Origin of the sequence: Micromonospora avicenniae (assembly GCF_900156065.1) — a bacterium.
In the GTDB taxonomy this organism is placed as follows: domain Bacteria; phylum Actinomycetota; class Actinomycetes; order Mycobacteriales; family Micromonosporaceae; genus Micromonospora; species Micromonospora avicenniae.
In genome coordinates this window covers 1-21,225 of the sequence record NZ_FTNF01000035.1, presented here as the reverse complement: position 1 = coordinate 21,225, position 21,225 = coordinate 1, and the positions used below count along the sequence as shown (strand labels likewise).

The following is a 21,225-nucleotide window of genomic DNA, read 5'->3' as shown; positions in this document are numbered from 1 at the left end:
GCCCGTCGCGCCCAGTCGGACACACAACTCCCGGTCGGGGACGCTACGTCCCGCAGTGCCGGGCGGCGCTTCCGTCGGAGACCTTCCAGACCAGCTCACCCAGGGCGGCGAGTTCGCCGGTGGTGAGCCCGTCGAACAGTCGGGAGTCCGACATCACCTCGTGCACGCGTTGCCGGATCCGCCGACCGGCTTCGGTGACCACCAGCGTCTTCTGCCTGCGGTCGGTGGGGTCGACCCGGCGCTGCACCAGGCCGGCCTGCTCCAACTTGTCGACGAGGGCGGTCACGTTGGACCGGTCGCACTGCAACTGCTCGGCGAGGTCGCGGGCCGGCAGCGGCCGGTCCGGGTCGAGTTCGTACAGGGCGCGGGCGACCGCCGGGGTGAGGCCCAACTCGGCGATCTCGACGTCCTGCTGGTGCCGGATGGCCGCGGCGACGTGCATGATCCCGCGCATCGTGTCGCCCGCCAGCCCCGAACGGTCAGCCGGATCCGGGCCGGCGGTGGGGACGGCTGCCAACGTCATGCGACCCAGTCTACGGAGCGTGAGCGGAATTGATCATCCCCGCCACCCCTCCCCCTCCCGCCAGGCCACAAATTCACGGAAAGAGTGGTCATTCCGCGCGGAATGACCACTCTTTCCGTGAACGAGGCCCCTCGATGAGCGGGGAGGGTGGGGTCAGGCGGGGAGGAAGGAGAAGCGGACCTGGCGAGTGGGGTTGTCGCCGTTCGTGTCGACCAGGCAGATCGACTGCCAGGTGCCGAGCGCGAGGCGACCGCCGAGGACCGGCACCGAGGCGTACGGCGGGACGAAGGCGGGCAGGACGTGATCCCGGCCGTGGCCGCGTGACCCGTGTCGGTGCCGCCAGCGGTCGTCCGACGGCAGCAGTTCGTCCAGCGCGGCGAGCAGGTCGTCGTCGGAGCCCGACCCGGTCTCGATGAGCGCCAGCCCGGCGGTGGCGTGCGGGACGAACACATGCAGGAGACCGTCCCCCGCGCCGGAGACGAAGCTCTGCGCCTCGGCCGTGATGTCCCGGACGGTGGGCCGGGAGCCGGTCTGGACGGTGATCACGTCACTACGCATACGTCGCATTCTGCCGCAGCCCTGGGAGTCAGGATCCCCCACCACCGCCGGAGTCACCGCCGCCACCGCCGGACCAGCCACCACCGGAGTCGCCACCGCCGGACCAACCGCCGCCGCCCGAATGGCCACCGCCGGACCCGCCGGGCGAATCGCCACCGCTGTCCTGTCGGGGGCCGGTCACCTCCCACCACGAGTACGCGTCGGGGGGACCCTGGTGCGGAATGGGGGTGCCGGCGTACCGCCGAGCGGGCCCGGACGTGCCGTGGCGCCGTCGCGGCGCCGGCGCCCGCTTCCCGGTGACGATCAGGAAGACGCCGAGGACCACGGCCGGCCCGGCGACGAGCGCGACGGGCAACACCGCGCGGTCACCCGTCAGCAGCACGGAGGTCACCGGGACCGCCAGGAGCACTCCGCCAGCCAGGAGGATCCCGCCCCACGCCGTTCGTCGGTGGTTCATCCCGGCATGGTATTGAGACCGGACAAGTAGCCTCGGACAGATCGACCGGCACCCAAAGTTACCGACGGGTACCTGTGTCGAGCGTCGCGTCCCGGGGACCTAGACGTGACGCCAGGTGCCAGCAGGGGGCAGGATGGCGCTAGAGACCTATCCCACACACAACCGAGGGACCGCCTGTGGCTACGGAACGCAAGCGCCCGGTGATCACCGCCGGCCTGCCGAGCCAGCTCCCGGACATCGACCCAGACGAAACCAGCGAATGGGTCGAGTCGCTCGACGGGGTCATCGACGAGCGCGGAACCAAACGCGCCCGTTACGTGATGCTGCGCCTGTTGGAGCGCGCTCGGGAACGCCAGGTCGGGGTTCCGTCCCTGACCACCACGGACTACATCAACACGATCGCCCCCGAGCGTGAGCCGTGGTTCCCGGGTGACGAGCACATCGAACGGCGGATCCGGGCCTACATCCGGTGGAACGCGGCGATGCTCGTGCACCGGGCGCAGCGTCCCGAGATCGGCGTAGGTGGCCACATCTCCACCTTCGCCAGCTCGGCGTCGCTCTACGAGGTGGGCTTCAACCACTTCTTCCGCGGCAAGAACCACCCGGGCGGTGGCGACCACATCTACTACCAGGGTCACGCCTCCCCCGGCATGTACGCCCGGGCGTTCCTCGAGGGGCGACTGAGCGAGCACCAGCTGGACGGGTTCCGGCAGGAGCTGTCGCACCCGGGTGGCGCGCTGCCGTCGTACCCGCACCCGCGGCTGATGCCCGACTTCTGGGAGTTCCCCACCGTCTCGATGGGGCTCGGCGGCCTGAACGCGATCTACCAGGCGCGGTTCAACCGCTACCTGCACCACCGCGGCATCAAGGACACCTCCGACCAGCGCGTCTGGGCGTTCCTCGGCGACGGCGAGATGGACGAGGCGGAGACGCTCGGCGCGATCGGCGTGGCCGCCCGCGAGGAGCTGGACAACCTCACCTTCGTCATCAACTGCAACCTGCAGCGGCTGGACGGCCCGGTTCGCGGTAACGGCAAGGTGATGCAGGAGCTGGAGGCGTTCTTCCGGGGCGCCGGGTGGAACGTGATCAAGGTTGTCTGGGGTCGCGAGTGGGACCCGCTGCTCGCCGCGGACACCGACGGCGCGCTGGTCAACCTCATGAACACCACGCCCGACGGTGACTACCAGACCTACAAGGCGGAGTCCGGCGCGTACGTCCGGGAGCACTTCTTCGGGCGCGACCCGCGCACCCGCAAGATGGTCGAGCACCTCAGCGACGACGAGATCTGGAACCTCAAGCGGGGTGGCCACGACTACCGCAAGCTCTACGCGGCCTACAAGGCGGCGGTGGAGCACACCGGCCAGCCGACCGTGATCCTCGCCAAGACGATCAAGGGTTGGACGCTCGGCTCGCACTTCGAGGCCCGCAACGCGACCCACCAGATGAAGAAGCTGACGCTGGAGGATCTGAAGACCTTCCGCGACCGGCTCTACCTGGACATCCCGGACTCGGCGCTGGAGGAGAACCCCTACCTGCCGCCGTACTTCCACCCGGGTGAGAAGTCGGACGAGATCGCGTACCTGCACGAGCGGCGGCAGCAGCTCGGCGGCTACCTGCCCTCGCGGCGGACCAGCTCGAAGCGCCTCACCATCCCCGGGCCGGAGCGGTTCGCCGACGTCAAGCGGGGTTCGGGCAAGCAGAAGGTCGCCACCACGATGGCCTTCGTCCGCCTGCTCAAGGACCTGATGAAGGACAAGGAGTTCGGCAAGCGCTGGGTGCCGATCATCCCGGACGAGGCCCGGACCTTCGGCATGGACTCGCTCTTCCCGACCGCGAAGATCTACTCGCCGCACGGTCAGCGCTACACCTCGGTGGACCGGGAGCTGTTCCTGTCCTACAAGGAGGCGACCGCCGGGCAGATCCTGCACGAGGGCATCAACGAGGTCGGCTCGGTCGCGTCGTTCACCGCCGCCGGTTCGTCGTACGCCACGCACGACGAGCCGATGATCCCGATGTACATCTTCTACTCGATGTTCGGGTTCCAGCGCACGGCGGACGGACTGTGGGCGGCCGCCGACCAGATGGCGCGGGGCTTCCTGCTCGGCGCCACCGCCGGTCGGACCACGCTCAACGGTGAAGGTCTCCAGCACGAGGACGGCCACTCGCACCTGATCGCCGCCACCAACCCGGCGGTGGTCGCGTACGACCCGGCGTTCGCGTTCGAGATCGCGCACATCGTCGAGAGCGGCCTGCACCGGATGTACGGCGAGGCGCAGGAGAACGTCTTCTACTACCTCACCGTCTACAACGAGCCGATCTTCCAGCCGGTCGAGCCGGAGGGCGTGGACGTCGAGGGCATCGTCAAGGGCGTCTACCGCTACGCCGCCGCGCCGAAGCTGGACGGCGGAGCGCCGAAGGCGAACATCCTGGCGTCCGGTACGGGCATGCAGTGGGCGCTCAAGGCGCAGCAGTTGCTGGCCCAGGACTGGGGGGTGGCCGCCGACGTGTGGTCGGTGACCTCCTGGACCGAGCTGCGCCGGGACGCGGTGGAGTGCGAGGAGTACAACCTCCTCAACCCGGGTGCCGAGCAGCGGGTGCCGTACGTGGCGCAGAAGCTGGCCGACGCGGACGGTCCGAAGATCGCGGTCAGTGACTTCATGCGCGCCGTGCCGGACCTGATCGCTCGTTGGGTGCCGGGCGACTACACCTCGCTGGGCACCGACGGTTTCGGCATGTCGGACACCCGGCACGCGTTGCGCCGGCACTTCAACGTCGACGCCGAGTCGGTGGCGGTCGCCACGCTGCGTCAGCTCGCGCTGCGTGGCGTGGTGCCGGCCAACGTGCCCGCCGAGGCGGCCAAGAAGTACGCGATCGACGACGTCAGCGCGGCCCCGGTCGGCGAGACCGGCGGCGACAGCTAGAGGTAACGATCGAACGAAGGGCCTGCGCACACCGCGCGGGCCCTTCGCCGTTCGTCGGGAAGCTTGCCGATCCGGTCGGTCATCGACCTGATGCCGGACGGGTGCCGGTCGACCACCACGCAGGAGTGATCGACGTGGGGGCGACCGGCGGAGAGCCAGCGATGGCCCGGTGCCCCTGGCGGGGACGCCGGGCCACCACCATCGCGGGTGACGCCGGGGACGGACCCGGTCAGCCGACGGCGGCCAGGTCGGTCAGCCGGGCCAACGACTCCTCCAGATCGGCGCCGACCCGACGCAGACCGAGCCGGAGCAGAGCGGCCTTGACCGGACCGGCCGGCCAGCGTACGACGATCAGCCGCACGATCGTGCCCCCGCCCTCCTCCTCGTCGGGAGTGAGCTGAACGTAGATCTCGGTGCGCGCCTCTGCCCGGGCGCCGGCACCCTTGGCGCGCTCGCGCCACCCGATCAGGGTCGGCTCCTGGTAGGCGATCACCTCGGCTTCGTGCGCCGAGCCACGCCCGGCCTGGACCAGTTGCCGCCGCCCGAAGCCCTCACCCGAGAGCACCTCGGCCGCACGGACTCCCGCCAGCCAGGCCGGCAACTGCTCGGCCCGCTGTACGACATCCCAGACCGCTTCCACCGGCGCAACCACGTGCGCACTGCGTTCTACGAGGATCATTTCCGTCTTCCTCCAGTGAGGACATCCGCGATATTCGGCACTCTATGCGCAAATTCGGACGTACCTGGACGGGTTTGGAAAAAGACACGCCGAAAAGCATTGCGCGGACAGTCATGACGGCCTATAGCGGAATCCCGCCTCGCGTCCTAGAGTCCGAACACGTTTCGCGTTGACCGGGAGGACGCCATGCCGACCGCACCGCTGCCACAGTTCCCCGCCGGATTCCGCTGGGGCGTCTCGACGTCGGCGTACCAGATCGAAGGCGCGGCCGAGGCGGGAGGACGCGGAACGTCCATCTGGGACACCTTCGCCCGCTCCCCCGGCCGGATCGCCGACGGCAGCACCGGCGACGTCGCGTGCGACCACTACCACCGCTACCGCGAGGACATCGCGCTGCTGGCCGGGCTGGGCGTCACCGCGTACCGCTTCTCCGTCGCCTGGCCCCGGGTGCAGCCCACCGGCACCGGGCCGGCCCACCCCGACGGGCTGGACTTCTACGACCGGCTGGTCGACGAACTGCTGGCGCACGACGTCGACCCGGTGGCCACCCTGTACCACTGGGACCTGCCCCAGCCACTGGAGGACGCCGGCGGCTGGCTCGCCCGCGACACCGCGGCCCGGTTCGCGGCGTACGCCGACCTGGTCGCCGCCCGCCTCGGCGACCGGGTGAGGCTCTGGATCACCCTGAACGAACCGTTCGTCCACATGAGCCTCGGCTACGGTACCGGCCTGCACGCACCCGGACGGACGCTGCTCTTCGACGCCTTCCCGGTCGCCCATCACCAGCTGCTCGGGCACGGACTGGCCGTCGCCGCGCTGCGCGCGCGCAGCGGCAGCCCGGTCGCGATCGCCAACAACTACTCGCCGGTACGGACGATCGGCGAAACCGACGCGGACCGGGCCGCCGCTGCCGCGTACGAGGCGCTGCACAACCGGCTCTTCACCGACCCGCTGCTCGGCCGGGGCTACCCGGAGGGGACGATCGGCGACCCGTCGGTGGTGCACGACAGGGACCTCGCCGTCATCGCCGCCCCGATCGACGTGCTCGGGGTCAACTACTACAACCCGACCGGGGTACGCGCTCCGCGGGAGGGTTCGCCGCTGCCGTTCGAGCTGGTGCCGTTGGGCGGCTACCCGCGGACCGCGTTCGACTGGCCGGTCGCCCCCGATGGGCTGCACGAACTGCTCGGCTGGCTGCACCGCACGTACGGCGACGCGCTTCCGCCCGTCGAGATCACCGAGAGCGGCTGCGCGTACGACGACGCGCCCGACGCCGACGGTCGGGTGCACGACCCGGAGCGCATCGCGTACCTGGACGGGCACCTGCGCGCGGTGCGGGCGGCGCTCCACGAGGGCATCGACGTACGCGGGTACTTCGTCTGGTCGCTGCTGGACAACTGGGAGTGGGCCGAGGGCTTCACCAAACGTTTCGGCCTGGTGCACGTCGACTACGCCACCCGGACGCGTACGCCGAAGTCCTCGTACGCCTGGCTGCGGGACGTCGTCACGGCGGCGCGCCGGAAGCCGGAACGGTGACCACCGTCGACCCGTCGCCCGTCGCCCTGCCGGCGGCGCTGGCCGAGCCGACGGCCCCGGTCCGGCGGGGCTGGATCGCGCTGATCTTCGCGGCCAACCTCGGGGTCTGGATGGCGTTCTTCACCCCGATCCAGGTGCTGCTGCCGCAGCAGATCGAGCGGATCTCGCCGGACGGCAAGGAGGAGATGCTGGCCGTGGTCACCGGGCTGGGTGCCCTCGCCGCGGTGATCGTGAATCCGCTGGCCGGCGCCCTCTCCGACCGGACCTGCCTGCGGCTCGGCGGGCGCGAGTTCGGCCGCCGGCACGTCTGGACCGCCGGCGGGGCCGTGCTCGGCGCAGTCGCCCTGGTGTTGCTCGCTCAGCAACGCACCGTGCTCGGCGTGACGCTCGGCTGGGTCGCCGCCCAGGTCTGCTTCAACGCGATGCTGGCCAGTCTCAGCGCGGCCATCCCGGACCGGGTGCCCGTGGCCCAGCGCGGCGGCGTCTCCGGCTGGGTCGGCATCCCGCAGGCGCTCGGGCTCGTGGTCGGCGCGGTGCTGGTCACGGCCGTGGTCACGGGCAACGCCGCCGGCTATCTGGCGATCGCGCTCGCGGTGCTGGTGCTGGCGCTGCCGTTCGCGCTGCTCACCGGCGACGACCCGCTGCCCCGGGCGCATCGGCCTGCGTTGCGGTTGCGCACCCTGCTGAGCTCGATGTGGGTCAGCCCGCGCCGGCACCCCGACTTCGCGTGGGCCTGGCTCACCCGGTTCCTCGTCCAGACCGGCAACGCTCTGGGCACCCTCTACCTGCTGTACTTCCTGACCGACGGGGTGCGGGTGCCGGATCCGGAGGGGTCGCTGCTGGTGCTGATCCTGCTCTACACCCTGGGCATGATGCTCACCGCGGTCGTCTCGGGTCGGCTCTCCGACCGGTCCGGGCGGCGCAAGGTCTTCGTGATCGTGTCCGGGTTGATCATGACGGTGGCGGCGGTGCTGCTCGGGGTCGCCCCGACCTGGCCGATGGCGATCGTCGCGGCGCTGCTGCTCGGCACCGGCTACGGGGTCTACCTCTCGGTGGACGCGGCGCTCATCACCCAGGTGCTCCCCCGCGCCACGGATCGGGCCAAGGACCTCGGAGTGATCAACATCGCGAACTCGGCGCCGCAGGTGCTCGGCCCGGCGCTCTCCGCACCGCTCGTCGTACACCTGGGTGGGTATCCGACGCTCTACGCCGTCACTGCCGCTGTCACCCTGCTCGGCAGCGTGCTGGTGGTGAAGATCCGCTCGGTGCCCTGACCGGACCCCTGGCCGAATCCGCTGGCGCAGCGCCGTAGGCTTGGGGCGTGACGGTACGTGTACGCTTCGCCCCTTCCCCGACCGGTATGTTCCACGTCGGCGGTGCCCGCTCGGCCCTGCAGAACTGGATCTTCGCCAAGCAGCAGGGCGGGGTGTTCGTGCTCCGCATCGAGGACACCGACGCGGCCCGTAACAAGCCCGAATGGACCGAGGGCATCCTCTCCGCGCTGGACTGGATCGGCATCGAGCGCACCAGCTACGAGGGCCCGCACTTCCAGTCGGAGAACGCTCACGAGCACTGGGCGGCCGCGCAGCGGCTCTACGAGTCGGGCCGGGCGTACTACTGCGACTGCACCCGGGAGGACGTGCAGGCCCGCACCGGATCGCAGCACTCCGGCTACGACGGCTACCACCGGGACAAGGGTCTCGGCCCGGGCGAGGGGCGCGCGCTGCGCTTCCGTACGCCGGACGAGGGCGCGACCGTGGTGATCGACCTGATCAGGGGCGAGCCGACCTTCGAGAACAAGCTGATCGAGGACTTCGTCATCGCTCGCGGCGACGGCTCCCCGGTCTTCCTGCTGGCCAACGTCGTGGACGACATGACCATGGGGATCACGCACGTGATCCGGGCCGAGGAGCACCTGCCGAACACCCCGAAGCAGCAGCTGCTCTGGGACGCCCTCGGGGTCAAGCCGCCGGTCTGGGCGCACGTGCCGGTGGTGGTCAACGAGAAGCGGCAGAAGCTCTCCAAGCGGCGGGACAAGGTCGCCCTGGAGGCGTACCGCGACGAGGGCTACCTCGCCGACGCGATGCGCAACTACCTCATGCTGCTCGGCTGGGCGCCCTCCGGCGACCGGGAGATCGTCCCGTGGTCCGTGATCGAGGAGGAGTTCCGGCTCGAGAATGTGAACCCGTCGCCCGCCTTCTTCGACGAGAAGAAGCTGCGCGCCTTCAACGGGGAGTACATCCGGGCGCTGTCGGTGGACGACTTCGTCGCGGCCTGCCAGCCGTGGCTGACCGGCACCAGCACCATCGCCCCGCCGCCCTGGCAGCCGGAGGAGTTCGACGCGGCGGTCTTCGCCGCCGTCGCCCCGCTGGCCCAGACCCGCATCGCGGTGCTGAGCGAGATCGTGCCGAACGTCGACTTCCTGTTCCTGGCGACTCCGGCGATCGACGAGGCCGCCTGGGCGAAGGCGATGAAGGAGGGCTCGGCGGAACTGCTGGACGCGGCGGTCTCGGCGTTCGAGGCGCTTCCGTCGTGGGACGCGGAGTCGATCAAGGCGGCCCTGGAGGCGGTGGGCGCCGAGCGGGGGCTCAAGCTGGGCAAGGCCCAGGCACCGGTACGCGTCGCCGTCACCGGCCGGACCGTGGGCCTGCCGCTGTTCGAGTCGCTGGAGGTACTCGGCCGGGACCGCGCCCTCACCCGGTTGCGCGCCGCCCGGGTCCGCCTGGTCTGACCACTCGACTCCGGCCGGCCGCGCGGCGATCCCACGTGCGGCCAGCCGGTGAGACGGGGTCACGGACGGCCGCGGGCGGAGCGTCGACGGAACAGCAGACCGGCCGCCAGGGCTGCGAGCAGCACCAGCGCGCCGGCCGCCCAGAGCCAACCGCTGATGTCGTCACTCTCGTTCGCCGTGGGTACGGTGGCCGCGCTCGGGCTGGCGGCGTCCGGCCCCGCCGTGAGGGCCGGGCCGGACGAGGGGGCCACGGGAGAGGCCGGCGTGCGGCCGGTCGGCGACGGTGTGGGCGACGGCTCGGCCGGTGACGCGGACGGGTCAGCCGGCGTGCCGGTGGTGAGCGTGAACCGCACCTCGCCGGAGATCGGGTGCCCGTCGCCGGACGCCACCTGGTAGCCGACGATGTAGAGCCCCGCCCGGCCCGACTTGAACGGCACACTCACCCGGCTGCCCGAGAATCTCGGTGCGCCACCCGCAGCGGCCACATTGTCCGGACCGGTGATTGTGATCTTCGTCGTAGCCGGGTCCAGTCGGGACAGGAACCTGAGCTCGATCCGGGCCGGCGCGGTCGCGACCCGGGCGCCGTCGCGTGGATCGCTGCCGGTCAACGAGTTGTGCGCCGCGGCCGGCGCCGCCGGCAGAGCCAACGACACACCGAGCGCCACGCCGGATACCGCTAGCACGAAGCGTGCCAGACGTGCGACCCTGCCCCCCATGAAGGCCTCCGTAAAGGTACGATCCGCCCGCTGATCAACGGCTGCTCGTTGGTCGATCCGGGATCGCAAATAGTTCCAATTACTGTTCCGCGAGCTGCAACCAATCAACTTCTCACGGAGTCTTGAAGTGTGGCGTCCGGTCACCGGATCCGGGGCACCACCGCCGATGAGGCGTCCGGCGCAGCGAAGCCATCCATCGAACGGGGCGAGGAGGCGGCGATGGTCCGACAGGTGAGGCGGCTGGTCGCCATGTTGGCCGGCGCGCTCACGGCGGCCCTGTCGGTCGGTTTCGCCGGCCCGGCGCACGCCGCCCCGAAGCCGCCACCGCCACCGCCCGGGGTGGACGTCACCGGAGTGGGGCTGACCGAGCCGTTGCGGCTGCGCGCGGACACCCAGCCGGCCCAGGTGACCGCCATGATCGACCAGGTCAACTTCATCGGCCGTACGGGCGCGGCCACCGGGCCGAAGCCGGCCGACCTCGGTCCGAAGTACACGATCGTCGTGCTCGCCGGGGACAAGCCGAAGCAGACCTACGACCTGTACCCGAAGGCCGTCGGCGGGCCGCGGATCTACCGGCCGGCCAAGCAGCCGGACGCCCGCAAGACCCAGGCCGGATGGTTCCTCGGCCGGCTCTCCATGTCCGAGACGTTGCGGACCGCCGGCGTCCCGCTGGAGCGGGAGTACGACACGGTCAGCGGCGGCGTCGGCGGCGGCGAACGGGTCATCCCGGAGGACTCGCTCAACCCGGCGAAGGACATCGACCAGGCGCTGGGCGATCTTCAGCGCCTGCTGCTGCTGAACGTCGCGGTGGTGCTGGTCATCACCTCGGGCCTCGCCGGGATCGCGCTGCTCATCCGCCGCCGCACCCGCTGACCGACCGTCGCTGGTCCAAACCGGAAGCAGCGGAACCGGCAACGATCGAAGATCACGACCAGTCAGCACCAGCGGCGCGGCGGCCGCTCCCGACGGACGTCCCGCAGCGGGGGCCGGACCGCACCATGCCGGTGCGCGCCCGCCCAGCCGGGCAGGTCGCTGCGGCAGCCCGAACGGGGCTCGGTCGGCTCCGGCTCGACGGGCAGGGCCGGCTCACCCGGCCGCTGCCGCGGCACGGCGACGTCCTCCTCGGGCCGCTCGGGCGCCGGCTCGGCCGGCCCGGACCGCCCCACCGTCGGATCCGTCGGGAACGGGGGCAGTCCACCGGACAGCCGGCGCGGCTTCGCGGCCGCCTGCTGGTCGTTGCCCGGCCGGCACGGCTCCCCCCGGGCGCAGCCGTGATCGGCCTCCCCCTGCGCCATCCCGGTCTCCTCACACTCGCCATCGCACCTCGGTGGTCGGCCGAGGCGCCCTGCCAACTTACTGGCCGCCCCCGACGGGCTGTCCAGGGCGTACCCGGGTCGCCCGCCGCGTGGACGCGACTCGCGCAGCACCTTCGGTGGAGTCGGACCGGCACGGAGTCCTAGCGTGGGCGGACGGTGACCGGCCGTGGATGTGGTGGCGCCCGCTCCGCCAGCCGATTGACGCCCCGGCCGGTGCCGCCACCGACCGTCCGGTACGTCGTGGCCGAGCCTCCGGCTGCCCGGCGAAGCGGCGCTGGTCAGCACATGTGTCAGGCTGGTGGGGTGGGGAATCAGCCGGGCGACGGAGACTTGAGCGCCACGCTGCGCCGGATCGAGCGGTCGGCGGGCGCTCTGGCGACGGCGAGCGTGGCCCGGATGGACGAGACGCTGCCCTGGTTCCGCGCCCTGCCGGCGGATCAGCGCTCCTGGGTAATGCTGGTCGCCCAGGCCGGGACCCGGTCGCTGGTGCAGTGGCTGCGCTCCGGTGGCGGCAGCGCCGACAGCACCCAGGAGGTCTCCGACGAGGTCTTCGCGGCCGCCCCGCAGGCGCTGGCGCGGTCGATCACCCTCCAGCAGACGGTCGCGCTGATCAAGGTGACCATCGACGTCGTCGAGGAGCAGGTGCCGCACCTCGCCGCGGAGGGCGAGCAGCAGCAGCTCCGTGACGCGGTGCTGCGGTTCTCGCGGGAGATCGCCTTCGCCGCCGCTCGGGTCTACGCCCGGGCCGCCGAGTCGCGCGGCGCCTGGGACGCCCGGTTGCAGGCACTGCTGGTGGACGCGCTGCTGCGGGGCGACTCACCGGACGTACTGGCCAGTCGCGCGGCCGCGTTGGGCTGGGCGGACGCCCCGCCGGTCGCGGTGGCGGTCGGCCGGTCCCCGGGCGGCGAGGTCTCCGCCGTGCTGCACACGGTGTACCGGCAGGCCCGACGGATCGGCGCCGAGGTGATCGGCGGCGTGCACGGTGATCGGCTGGTCGTCGTGCTCGGTGGTGCCGACGATCCGCTGACGGCCACCCGGAAACTGCTCAGCGCGTTCGGCGACGGGCCGGTGGTGGTCGGCCCGCCGGTGCCGAGCCTGGACGCGGCGGCCGAGTCGGCACGGGCCGCGTTGGCCGGCTTCCGTGCGGCTCCGGCCTGGCCGGGCGCTCCCCGGCCGGTGCCCGCCACCGACCTGCTTCCGGAACGTGCCCTCGCCGGGGACGCGGAGGCCCGCCGGCGGCTGCGGCACGACGTGTACGGGGTGCTGATCCGCGCCGGCGGCGAGCTGCTGGAGACGCTGGACGCCTTCATCGCCGCGGGCGGTACGTTGGAGAGCGCCGCCCGGGCGCTCTTCGTCCACCCGAACACGGTCCGCTACCGGCTGCGCCGGATCGCCGAGGTGACCGGCCTGTCGCCGCTCACCGCTCGGGACGCGTTCGCGCTCCAGGTGGCGCTGGCGGTCGGCCGGCTCGACCCAGTGGTCCCGCCAGTCCCGGCCCAGACATTGGGCCCAGCTGCCGGCAAAACGTCACAGACGGGTGATGAGCACCGCCGATCTTTGTAGGATCTCTCCAAAGGTTCTAGTGTGGTTTGGTCGGGGGCGGCACAGCGCTACCCGCGCGTATCCGGAAGAGTCGTAGTCGTGCTCGCCGTACTTTCTCCCGGGCAGGGTTCGCAGAAGCCCGGCTTCCTGACCCCCTGGCTCGATCTGGCCGGCGCTGAGGCGCGGCTGCGTTCGTGGTCCGCTCTCGCGGGCGTCGATCTGGTACACCTCGGCACCGCCGCGGACGCCGACGAGATCAAGGACACCGCCCGCACCCAGCCGCTGCTGGTCGCCGCCGCGCTGCTCGCCGGCGAGCACCTGCCGATGCACGACGTGACGGTCACCGCCGGGCACAGCGTCGGCGAACTGGGCGCGGCCGCCCTGGCGGGCGTGCTCACCGCCGAGGACGCGATCACGCTGGCCGGCGTACGCGGTCGCGAGATGGCCGCCGCCTGCGCGCTGGAGCCGACCGCGATGGCCGCCGTGCTGGGCGGGGACCCCGACGAGGTGGTCGCCGCGATCGAGGCGCACGGCCTGTACCCCGCCAACCGCAACGGGACGGGACAGATCGTCGCCGCAGGCGCGCTGGACAACCTCGACAAGCTCGCCGCCGAGCCGCCGACGAAGGCCCGGATCATCCGCCTCCAGGTGGCCGGCGCCTTCCACACCCCGTACATGGCGCCGGCGGAGAGCGCGCTCGCGGCGGCGGCCGACGCGATCACGCCGAGCGATCCGGCCCGCGTCCTGCTGTCGAACCTCGACGGCACGGCGGTCGACCACGGCGCCGAGATGGTGCAGCGCCTGGTCCGCCAGGTCACCGCCCCGGTCCGTTGGGACCTCTGCATGCGTACTCTCGCCGACCTCGGCGTCACCGGCGTGATCGAGCTGCCGCCGGCCGGCACGCTGGCCGGACTGGTCAAGCGGGAGTTCAAGGGCGGCAACGTCCCGGAGATCGTCACCCTGAACACCCCGGACGACCTTCCCGCCGCGCGCGACCTGATCGCCCGCGTCGGCGGAAAGCGGTGAGCGCGAAGAGCGATACGGGGCTGCAGATCCCGCAGTCACGAACGAACGACACCACGGTGAGCGCGAGGAACGAGACGGTCCTGCGGGCCCCCGCAGTCGCGAAACGAAAGGCATGAACTGATGGCCGGAAGCCGGATCGTCGCCCTGGGGCACTACCAGCCCTCCCGGATCGTCACCAACGACGACCTGGCCCGGATGGTCGACACGAACGACGAGTGGATCCGCGACCGGGTCGGCATCGTCACCCGCCGGATCGCCGGCGACGAGACGGTGGCCGACATGGCCGCTGCCGCCGCCGGCAAGGCATTGGCCAACTCCGGCCTCACCGCCGCCGACATCGACCTGGTCGTGGTCGCCACCTGCACGTCGGTGGACCGCAGCCCCAACGTGGCCTGCCGGGTGGCGGCCAAGCTCGGCATCAACGCGCCCGGGGCGTACGACATCAACACCGCCTGCTCGGGCTTCTCGTACGCGCTGGGCACCGTCGACCACGCGATCCGGGCCGGTGCGGCGCGCAACGCGATCGTCATCGGCGCGGAGAAGCTCTCCGACTTCACCGACTGGACCGACCGCTCGACCTGCATCATCTTCGGCGACGGCGCGGGTGCCGCGGTCGTCACCGCCGCCGGCGAGGATGAGCCTGCCGGGGTCGGCCCGGTGCTCTGGGGCTCGGTGCCCGAGAAGAGCGACGCGGTGCGGATCGAGGGCTGGCGCGCGTACGTGCAGCAGGAGGGCCAGACGGTGTTCCGCTGGGCGACCACCGCGCTCGCCCCGCTGGCCCTGCAGGCCTGCGAGCGGGCCGGGGTGTCCCCGTCCGAGTTGGCCGCCTTCGTGCCGCACCAGGCGAACGCACGGATCATCGACGGCATCGCGAAGCGGCTCGACATCCCGGACGCGATCATCGCGAAGGACATCGTCGAGTCCGGCAACACCTCGGCGGCGAGCGTGCCGCTGGCCCTGTCCAAGCTCGTCGAGCGGCGGGAGATCCCCTCCGGGGCCCCGGTGCTGCTCTTCGGCTTCGGCGGTGGCCTGACCTACGCGGGTCAGGTCGTCCGCTGCCCCTGAGACCCGACTCGACGCGTGCGTCGAGGCGTACGTCGGCGGCGAGGCCGTCCGACGAGATCAACCCGATGAGAGGAACCAACCGCAATGACCCGTGACGAGATCACCGCCGGCCTCGCCGAGATCCTCGAAGAGGTTGCCGGGGTGAGCCCGGACGACGTGGCCGAGGGGAAGTCGTTCACCGACGACCTGGACGTCGACTCGCTCTCCATGGTGGAGGTCGTCGTGGCGGCCGAGGAGAAGTTCGGCGTCAAGATCCCGGACAACGAGGTGCAGAACCTCAAGACCGTCGGTGACGCGGTCAGCTACATCGAGGCGCAGTCCTGATCATGACTCGCCCCGACGTCGTCGTCACCGGGCTCGGCGCGACGACCCCGCTCGGCGGGGACGTCGCGTCGACCTGGGACGCCATGGTCGCCGGCCGCTCCGGGGTGAGTCCGCTCACCCAGGAGTGGGCGGCGCAACTGCCGGTCCAGATCGCCGCGCAGCTCGCCGTCGAGCCTTCGGAGGTGCTGGACCGGGTCCGGCTGCGCCGGCTGGACCGCTCCGAGGCCATCGCCCTCATCGCGGCGCAGCAGGCATGGGCGGACGCCGGGCTGGCCGACTCCGGGCTGGACCCGGAGCGGCTGGCGGTGAGCGTGGGCTCCGGCATCGGCGGCGCGACCACCCTTCTCGCCCAGGACGACATCCTCGAGGCATCCGGGCCGCGCCGGGTGTCTCCGCACACCGTGCCGATGCTGATGCCGAACGGCCCGGCCGCCTGGGTCGGGATCGAGGTCGGCGCCAAGGCCGGTGTGCACTCGATGGCCAGCGCCTGCGCGACCGGTGCGGAGGCGATCGCGCTCGGCCTGGACATCATCCGGTCCGGCCGGGCTGATGTGGTGGTCGCCGGTGGCACCGAGGCGGTCGTCCACCCGCTGCCGATCGCCGGCTTCGCCTCGATGCGGGCGATGTCCACCCGCAACGACGAGCCGGAGAAGGCCTCCCGGCCGTGGGACAAGGGCCGGGACGGCTTCGTCCTCGGCGAGGGTGCGGGTGTCCTCATCCTGGAGCGGGCCGATCACGCGGCCGCACGTGGGGCCCGCGTGTACGCGCGGGTGGCGGGCGCCGGCATCACCTCCGACGCGTTCGACATCGTGCAGCCGCACAACGAGGGCGAGGGCGCGATCCGGGCGATCTCGAAGGCGATCGCCGACTCGGGTGTCGCGAAGCAGGACATCGTGCACGTCAACGCGCACGCCACGTCCACCCCGATCGGCGACATGCTGGAGATCGGCGCGCTGCACAAGGCGCTCGGCGACCACCCGGTGCTCTCCGCGACCAAGTCGATGACCGGGCACCTGCTCGGCGCGGCCGGCGCGCTCGAGTCGATCGCCACCATCCTCGCCATCCGTGACGGTGTCGTTCCGCCGACGATCAACCTCGACGACCCGGACGAGGCCCTCACCCTGGACGTGGCCGCGCACAAGGCGCGACACATGGAGATCCCCGCCGCGCTGAACAACGCGTTCGGCTTCGGTGGGCACAACGTGGCGCTCGTCTTCACCCGGCCATGAGCACAGTCCGGGCGGCGCGGGTGACCGCCGCCGTCCCGGTTGGCCGGAGCGCCCACGGCAACATCCCCCGGTAACGACTGATACACGTCGAGGGCCCGCGTTCGTTGAGCGCGGGCCCTTTCGCCTTGTCAGCCCCCGGTTGCGCGGGTGCCGCTGCGCCGTCCGCTCGTTGCCGCGACGGTAGCCGCCGGTGCGCGACCGGGTTCTCCGCCGATCGGGTTGACTCTCCAGTGGCTGGAGACGGGAGGCTCACCGCTGTGAACGACAGCACCGACCTGTTCGGCATCGGGCAGCTCGCCCGCCGGACCGGCCTCACCGTGCGGACCATCCGGTTCTGGTCGGACCTGGGGCTGCTGCCGCCGACGGCCCGCTCGGCGGCCGGCTACCGGCGCTACGACGCGGCCGCGGTGGCCCGGCTGGAGCTGCTGAGCAGCCTGCGCGAACTGGGCTTCGGCCTGGACGACGTACGCCGGATCCTGGACCGGCAGGCGAACGTGCAGGACGTGGCGCGGACGCACCTGCTGGCGTTGGACGCGGAGCTCCGTACGCTGCGGCTGCGCCGGGCGGTGCTGCGGTCGATCACACGACGTGGCAGCACGACCGAGGAGTTGAGACTCATGAACGACCTGGCCCGCCTCTCCGCACGGGAGCGGCAGCAGATCATCGACGACTTCGTCGCCGACGTGTTCGCCGGCGTCGAAGGCCCTCCGGCCGGACTGGCGCAAGCCATGCGGGAGCTGCCCGCGGAGCTGCCCGACGAGCCCACCGACGAGGAGGTGGACGCCTGGCTGGAGCTGGCCGAACTGGTGGCCGACCCGGAGTTCCGCCGCCGGGTACGCCAGATGGCGGTGGCCGGTACGACCGACGAGCCGGCGCCCCCGCTGCAGCCGATGGCGAAACTCGAGCTGGCACGCGCGGCAGTGACCGCCGGAACCGACCCGGCCTCGCCGGAGGGGCAGGCGGTGCTCGACGAGATGGTGAGCCCGGCGCTCACCCCCGATCAGCGTCGGGCGTTGGCCGACTCCATCGACACCTTCACCGACCGGCGAGTGGAGCGGTACTGGCAGCTGATCGGGGTGCTCAACGGCCGGGAGCCGTTCCCGCCCGCCGTCCCGGCGGCGGAGTGGCTGATCGCCGCCCTGCGCGCTGGGCGCTGACCCCCGCCGGGGTCACGCCGTCCGCCCGCGATGCGCACCGGCGGTCTCCGGCGCCGATTCCCGGGCGTTGACCGGGCCGCCGCTGCGCCTGCTCGACCCGCGGACCCGGGGCGTACCGGCGGAGCGATTCGATCCGGACGCCCCGGGCCGTACGCAGCCCTGAGTGGGTCAGCTGTCGCAGGTGGTGGCGGGCAGGCCGGTCACCTTGACCGGGGACCGGCCGCCGGGACGGGCCTTGCCGGCCAGCACGGCAGCCAGCCCGTTCATGGCCGCCCGGCTGGACGAGTAGGTCGCCAGCAACGTCGGCGACTTGGCCTTGGCCAGCACGTACGGGGTGTCCATGGCGACCGTCACGGCAGCGTCGTCGCGCAGGTCGCTGGTGCCGTCGCCGTAGCCGACCAGGTGCACCACGGTTCCGCCGCTGGGCACCACCCGCACCCCGGCCGCCGTCAGTGCGTCGGTCAGCAGGGCCCGAGTCTTGTCCCGCCCGCCGGAGGAGGTGACCGTCACGGGCCCGGGGATCGCGGCGGTGTCGCAGGAGCCGCGTAGCACCGTCACCGCCGCGGCGGCGAGCGCGTCCGCCGCCTTGCGGTGCTCCGGGTCGTTCAGCGTCGACATGTCCGGCGCCGTCGTGCCGGCCAGTCGGAACTTCATGGTCAGCACTCGGGTCACCGCGTCGACGAGCCGGGCCCGGGGCAGCGATCCGTCGCGCAGCGCGGCGAGCAGCCCGTCGTACGCCTTGCTGACGTTCGGGGTCATCAGAATGAGGTCGTTGCCGGCGTTCAGCGCTCGCACCGCCGCCTCTCCCGGCGACCAGCGCTTGGCCGGCTCCATGTTCATGCCGTCGGTGATCACGACGCCCTGGAAGCCGAGCTGGCCGCGGAGCACGTCGGTGAGGAGCTTGTGCGAGAAGGTCGCGGGGGTGCCCGGGTCGACCGACCGTACGTCGAGATGAGCGGACATGACGGCCATGGTGCCCGCGTCGATGCCCGCCTTGAAGGACGGCCAGGCGTCGGCCTCCAGCGTCGCCCGGGACTGGGTCAGCGCCGGCAACTCCTTGTGGGAGTCGTCCGCGCTGTGCCCGTGCCCCGGGAAGTGCTTGAGGGTGGCCGCCACCCCCGCGCCCTGCAGGCCGCGGACGGCGGCGCCCACCTGCGGCGAGACGCGCTTCTGGTCGGCGCCGAACGAGCGGGAACCGATCACGGTGCTGCGGGTGGCGAGCACGTCGGCGACGGGCGCGAAGTCCAGGTTGATCCCCAGCGCGGCCAGCTCGGCGCCGGCGGCCCGCCAGGCCGCCTCGGTCAGCGCCGGGTCACCCGCCGCCCCGGCGGCCAGGGCGCTGGGCAGCGCGGTCACCCCGTCGGTGATCCGGGTCACCACGCCGTACTCCTGGTCGGTGCCGATCAGGAACGGCGCGGCACCGGTGGGCAGCTTCGCCGCCGCGTCGCGCAACCCGCCGGTCAGCTCACGGACCTGCTCCGCGCTGTCAACGTTCGTGGTCTCCTGGTTGCCCTGGGTCGGGTCGTCGGCACTGAAGCCGACCAGGATCAGTCCGCCCAGGTGGTACTTGGCGATCATCTCGGCGGGGGTGTCGACCCCGGCGAGCCCCTGGTTACCGGCCGCCGAGCCGGGTGAGACCTCGGTGGCCGCGCTGCCGTAGGCGTATGGCATCAGCACCTGGCCGACGAGGTCCTCGTCCGCGAGCGTGCCGACCAGGGCGGCGGCACGGGCCGCCGGATCGCTGGCCGGCGGCGCGGTCGACGGGGACGGCGGCGACGGCGGCGACGACGCCGTCGGGCGTTCCGCGGCACCCGAGCAACCGGAGGCGAGCAGGGCGGTCAGGGCTGCGACGGCGACGATGGCGCGGTGGGGGCGAATCGACACAGCGCCCATCCCACCAGTTCACCGCGTATCGGGGCAACTCGGCCGACCGGCGCCGCGCGGCCAACGGCGTGCCGCCGGTGAGGATCGGCACGCCGGGAGGTCTCCGCTCAGCCGACCTGGGTGAGCAGGGTCACCGGGGCGCCGTCGCCGGCATAACGGTAGGGCTCCAGTTCCGCGTCCCACGCGGTGCCGAGGGCCTTCTCGACAGCGTGCGCGATCGCCTCAGGGGCGCGAGCGGTCGCCAGGATGCTGCGCAGCCGGTCCTCGCCGAGCTGGATGTCACCGGCCGCGCCGACCGTGGCCCGGAACAGGCCGCGCCCCGGAACGTGCATGAAGCGCTCACCGTCGGCCCCGGGGCTCGGCTCCTCGGTGACCTCGAAACGGATCATGGGCCACTGCCGGAGGGCAGCAGCCAGATCGGCGCCCGTTCCCGGACGGCCGGTCCACCCGCACTCGGCCCGGCGTGCGCCGGGGTCGACGGGCTGTGCGGTCCACTGCAGGTTGACCGGCGCGGCGAGGACGCGCGCGATCGCCCACTCGACGTGCGAGCACACGGCGAGCGGGGTCGAGTGGACGTATACGACGCCACGCGTTGGCACGGTGACCTCCCGGAGAGCGAGGTGCGTCTTCCCCTACGACCTCGACCGCCCGAGTGGCTCCTGCGACACATGATGACTGGTGTGACGGACGGTGCGCCAGGGAATCGGAAAATTCACCGGGAAGAACCGGCGGAATAGCCGGAAGGGTGGCCGCCGTTGGAACCCCTGACGCCGCGATGACCAGCCAGGGATCGTGGTCGTGTACAGTTCCATCGGCGGCTTGTGCCGCGCACGTCTTTCGCGGGCTATCCATCCGGAGTCGTCCGCAACAGCCCCCGGACGTTCAAGTCCTCCCGTACGTCTTGCAAGGAGTACCTCCGTGGCGAGCAACACCTCTAAGACCGCGCGCGCGTCCGTCCGGGCCGGCCAGGCTGGCCAGGGTGGCGCCCTCAGCGTGCTGGGCGAGTTCAAGTACCTCATCCCGCTCAACGGCGGCAAGCACGCCTACGTGCGGAACCTGACCAACGGCAAGACCGCGCACCTGCGCACCGACTCCGAGGCCTTCGTCGAGGAGATCCGGGTGCTGGCCGCCGCCGGGCACGCCGCCAAGATCCGCGCCGAGCTGAACACGCTGGCCGAGGCGCACCCCGGTGACGGCTGGGACGCGACCGAGAAGCGCCTGGTCGAGGCCGGCGTCTTCGAGGGCTGAGCCCTCTCCCTGCGCAACACGTAACCGCCCGTCGGGACATCCCGACGGGCGGTTCTGCGTCCCACCCCCACTTCGGCCCGGCTCGGTCCGGCTCGGTCATCATGTGGCGGCGAGTCGGATCGCCGGAACCCGCGTCAACCTCATGATCGAGGGATGCGGGGGGGTGTCCCTATGGGTTTCGTCAAGCGGTGGCGATTGAGGCGGCTGGGCGGGGTTGATAGGGGATCTTGTCGCGGAGCATGGCGTATAGGACGTCGCAGCGGCGTCGGGCGAGGCAGATGAGGGCGGCGTTGTGGCGTTTTCCTTGGGCTCG

Annotated in this window: 19 protein-coding genes and 2 pseudogenes; 12 read left to right on the top strand and 9 right to left on the bottom strand. The window is 71.9% G+C overall.

Going from position 1 to position 21,225, the window contains the following annotated elements:
• Nucleotides 1-43: 43 nt before the first annotated feature.
• The 3 genes from BXA10_RS28925 to BXA10_RS30610 all read right to left on the bottom strand — a co-directional run bounded on the left by BXA10_RS28925 (nucleotide 44) and on the right by BXA10_RS30610 (nucleotide 1,538).
• Nucleotides 44-523 (bottom strand): MarR family winged helix-turn-helix transcriptional regulator, encoded by a 480-nt coding sequence (locus tag BXA10_RS28925; RefSeq protein ID WP_076474013.1) that lies wholly within the window; start codon nucleotides 521-523, stop codon nucleotides 44-46.
• Between the two features lie 153 nt (nucleotides 524-676).
• The gene (locus BXA10_RS28920) at nucleotides 677-1,081 is read right to left on the bottom strand and encodes a YjbQ family protein (protein WP_175649338.1); all 405 of its coding nucleotides are present in this window, start codon (nucleotides 1,079-1,081) and stop codon (nucleotides 677-679) included.
• Between the two features lie 28 nt (nucleotides 1,082-1,109).
• Nucleotides 1,110-1,538 carry a hypothetical protein gene (locus BXA10_RS30610; protein WP_139338213.1) on the bottom strand — a complete coding sequence of 143 codons (429 nt, stop codon included), beginning with the start codon at nucleotides 1,536-1,538 and terminating at the stop codon, nucleotides 1,110-1,112.
• 176 nt (nucleotides 1,539-1,714) lie between these two features.
• On the opposite strand from BXA10_RS30610, the gene aceE reads away from it, so the two are divergent.
• The gene (aceE, locus tag BXA10_RS28910) at nucleotides 1,715-4,459 is read left to right on the top strand and encodes a pyruvate dehydrogenase (acetyl-transferring), homodimeric type (protein ID WP_076474011.1); all 2,745 of its coding nucleotides are present in this window, start codon (nucleotides 1,715-1,717) and stop codon (nucleotides 4,457-4,459) included.
• A 229-nt stretch (nucleotides 4,460-4,688) separates the two neighbouring features.
• Here the strand turns inward: aceE and BXA10_RS28905 are convergent, their stop codons facing one another.
• The gene (locus BXA10_RS28905) at nucleotides 4,689-5,138 is read right to left on the bottom strand and encodes an SRPBCC family protein (RefSeq protein WP_076474010.1); all 450 of its coding nucleotides are present in this window, start codon (nucleotides 5,136-5,138) and stop codon (nucleotides 4,689-4,691) included.
• A 186-nt stretch (nucleotides 5,139-5,324) separates the two neighbouring features.
• On the opposite strand from BXA10_RS28905, the gene BXA10_RS28900 reads away from it, so the two are divergent.
• Genes BXA10_RS28900 through gltX form a run of 3 tightly spaced genes read left to right on the top strand, consistent with a single transcriptional unit; the run spans nucleotide 5,325 to nucleotide 9,405 of the window.
• Nucleotides 5,325-6,674, top strand: coding sequence for a GH1 family beta-glucosidase (locus BXA10_RS28900; RefSeq protein ID WP_076474009.1), 1,350 nt, complete (start codon nucleotides 5,325-5,327; stop codon nucleotides 6,672-6,674).
• On the top strand, nucleotides 6,671-7,948 hold the full coding sequence (locus BXA10_RS28895) for an MFS transporter (protein WP_076474008.1): 1,278 nt from the start codon (nucleotides 6,671-6,673) through the stop codon (nucleotides 7,946-7,948). Before BXA10_RS28900 ends, BXA10_RS28895 begins: the two co-directional genes overlap by 4 nt.
• A gap of 47 nt (nucleotides 7,949-7,995) precedes the next feature.
• Nucleotides 7,996-9,405 (top strand): glutamate--tRNA ligase, encoded by a 1,410-nt coding sequence (gltX, locus tag BXA10_RS28890; RefSeq protein ID WP_076474007.1) that lies wholly within the window; start codon nucleotides 7,996-7,998, stop codon nucleotides 9,403-9,405.
• A gap of 59 nt (nucleotides 9,406-9,464) precedes the next feature.
• Here gltX and BXA10_RS28885 read toward each other — a convergent pair whose 3' ends face one another.
• Entirely contained in the window at nucleotides 9,465-10,121 is a 657-nt protein-coding gene (locus BXA10_RS28885; RefSeq protein ID WP_076474006.1) for a copper resistance CopC family protein, read from the bottom strand.
• A gap of 219 nt (nucleotides 10,122-10,340) precedes the next feature.
• On the opposite strand from BXA10_RS28885, the gene BXA10_RS28880 reads away from it, so the two are divergent.
• Nucleotides 10,341-10,994, top strand: coding sequence for a hypothetical protein (locus tag BXA10_RS28880; protein WP_076474020.1), 654 nt, complete (start codon nucleotides 10,341-10,343; stop codon nucleotides 10,992-10,994).
• Between the two features lie 62 nt (nucleotides 10,995-11,056).
• On the opposite strand, the gene BXA10_RS28875 is transcribed toward BXA10_RS28880, so the two are convergent.
• Nucleotides 11,057-11,416 (bottom strand): hypothetical protein, encoded by a 360-nt coding sequence (locus BXA10_RS28875; RefSeq protein WP_076474005.1) that lies wholly within the window; start codon nucleotides 11,414-11,416, stop codon nucleotides 11,057-11,059.
• Between the two features lie 306 nt (nucleotides 11,417-11,722).
• On the opposite strand from BXA10_RS28875, the gene BXA10_RS28870 reads away from it, so the two are divergent.
• The 6 genes and pseudogenes from BXA10_RS28870 (at nucleotide 11,723) to BXA10_RS28845 (ending at nucleotide 17,780) form a co-directional block, all read left to right on the top strand.
• On the top strand, nucleotides 11,723-13,000 hold the full coding sequence (locus BXA10_RS28870) for a PucR family transcriptional regulator (protein ID WP_084753479.1): 1,278 nt from the start codon (nucleotides 11,723-11,725) through the stop codon (nucleotides 12,998-13,000).
• Nucleotides 13,001-13,078: 78 nt separating this feature from the next.
• A pseudogene (locus tag BXA10_RS28865) lies at nucleotides 13,079-13,996 on the top strand (ACP S-malonyltransferase); the annotation flags it as partial.
• 129 nt (nucleotides 13,997-14,125) lie between these two features.
• A complete protein-coding gene (locus BXA10_RS28860; RefSeq protein WP_076474002.1) occupies nucleotides 14,126-15,070 on the top strand; it encodes a beta-ketoacyl-ACP synthase III in 945 nt (314 codons plus the stop codon).
• A gap of 84 nt (nucleotides 15,071-15,154) precedes the next feature.
• Nucleotides 15,155-15,394 (top strand): acyl carrier protein, encoded by a 240-nt coding sequence (locus BXA10_RS28855; RefSeq protein ID WP_013735281.1) that lies wholly within the window; start codon nucleotides 15,155-15,157, stop codon nucleotides 15,392-15,394.
• A 2-nt stretch (nucleotides 15,395-15,396) separates the two neighbouring features.
• The gene (gene fabF / locus BXA10_RS28850) at nucleotides 15,397-16,623 is read left to right on the top strand and encodes a beta-ketoacyl-ACP synthase II (protein WP_076474001.1); all 1,227 of its coding nucleotides are present in this window, start codon (nucleotides 15,397-15,399) and stop codon (nucleotides 16,621-16,623) included.
• Between the two features lie 257 nt (nucleotides 16,624-16,880).
• Complete coding sequence (locus tag BXA10_RS28845) at nucleotides 16,881-17,780, top strand: helix-turn-helix domain-containing protein (RefSeq protein WP_076474000.1); 900 nt, start codon at nucleotides 16,881-16,883, stop codon at nucleotides 17,778-17,780.
• 168 nt (nucleotides 17,781-17,948) lie between these two features.
• On the opposite strand, the gene BXA10_RS28840 is transcribed toward BXA10_RS28845, so the two are convergent.
• Both BXA10_RS28840 and BXA10_RS28835 read right to left on the bottom strand, forming a co-directional pair.
• Nucleotides 17,949-19,673, bottom strand: coding sequence for a glycoside hydrolase family 3 protein (locus tag BXA10_RS28840; protein ID WP_076473999.1), 1,725 nt, complete (start codon nucleotides 19,671-19,673; stop codon nucleotides 17,949-17,951).
• A 98-nt stretch (nucleotides 19,674-19,771) separates the two neighbouring features.
• Nucleotides 19,772-20,263, bottom strand: coding sequence for a DUF3145 domain-containing protein (locus tag BXA10_RS28835; protein ID WP_076473998.1), 492 nt, complete (start codon nucleotides 20,261-20,263; stop codon nucleotides 19,772-19,774).
• Between the two features lie 319 nt (nucleotides 20,264-20,582).
• Between BXA10_RS28835 and BXA10_RS28830 the strand changes: the two genes are divergently transcribed.
• A complete protein-coding gene (locus tag BXA10_RS28830; RefSeq protein ID WP_076473997.1) occupies nucleotides 20,583-20,912 on the top strand; it encodes a hypothetical protein in 330 nt (109 codons plus the stop codon).
• Nucleotides 20,913-21,093: 181 nt separating this feature from the next.
• Here the strand turns inward: BXA10_RS28830 and BXA10_RS31170 are convergent.
• A pseudogene (locus BXA10_RS31170) lies at nucleotides 21,094-21,225 on the bottom strand (IS110 family transposase); the annotation flags it as partial.

Bases quoted from the DNA above. Each gene is read 5' to 3' on its own strand.
- fabF (WP_076474001.1), top strand. From the start codon at position 15,397: ATGACTCGCCCCGACGTCGTCGTCACCGGGCTCGGCGCGACGACCCCG.
- BXA10_RS28925 (WP_076474013.1), bottom strand. From the start codon at position 523: ATGACGTTGGCAGCCGTCCCCACCGCCGGCCCGGATCCGGCTGACCGT.
- BXA10_RS28860 (WP_076474002.1), top strand. From the start codon at position 14,126: ATGGCCGGAAGCCGGATCGTCGCCCTGGGGCACTACCAGCCCTCCCGG.
- BXA10_RS28885 (WP_076474006.1), bottom strand. From the start codon at position 10,121: ATGGGGGGCAGGGTCGCACGTCTGGCACGCTTCGTGCTAGCGGTATCC.
- BXA10_RS28920 (WP_175649338.1), bottom strand. From the start codon at position 1,081: ATGCGTAGTGACGTGATCACCGTCCAGACCGGCTCCCGGCCCACCGTC.
- BXA10_RS28875 (WP_076474005.1), bottom strand. From the start codon at position 11,416: ATGGCGCAGGGGGAGGCCGATCACGGCTGCGCCCGGGGGGAGCCGTGC.
- BXA10_RS28855 (WP_013735281.1), top strand. From the start codon at position 15,155: ATGACCCGTGACGAGATCACCGCCGGCCTCGCCGAGATCCTCGAAGAG.
- BXA10_RS28840 (WP_076473999.1), bottom strand. From the start codon at position 19,673: ATGGGCGCTGTGTCGATTCGCCCCCACCGCGCCATCGTCGCCGTCGCA.
- BXA10_RS30610 (WP_139338213.1), bottom strand. From the start codon at position 1,538: ATGAACCACCGACGAACGGCGTGGGGCGGGATCCTCCTGGCTGGCGGA.
- BXA10_RS28905 (WP_076474010.1), bottom strand. From the start codon at position 5,138: ATGATCCTCGTAGAACGCAGTGCGCACGTGGTTGCGCCGGTGGAAGCG.
- BXA10_RS28870 (WP_084753479.1), top strand. From the start codon at position 11,723: ATGTGTCAGGCTGGTGGGGTGGGGAATCAGCCGGGCGACGGAGACTTG.
- BXA10_RS28900 (WP_076474009.1), top strand. From the start codon at position 5,325: ATGCCGACCGCACCGCTGCCACAGTTCCCCGCCGGATTCCGCTGGGGC.
- BXA10_RS28880 (WP_076474020.1), top strand. From the start codon at position 10,341: ATGGTCCGACAGGTGAGGCGGCTGGTCGCCATGTTGGCCGGCGCGCTC.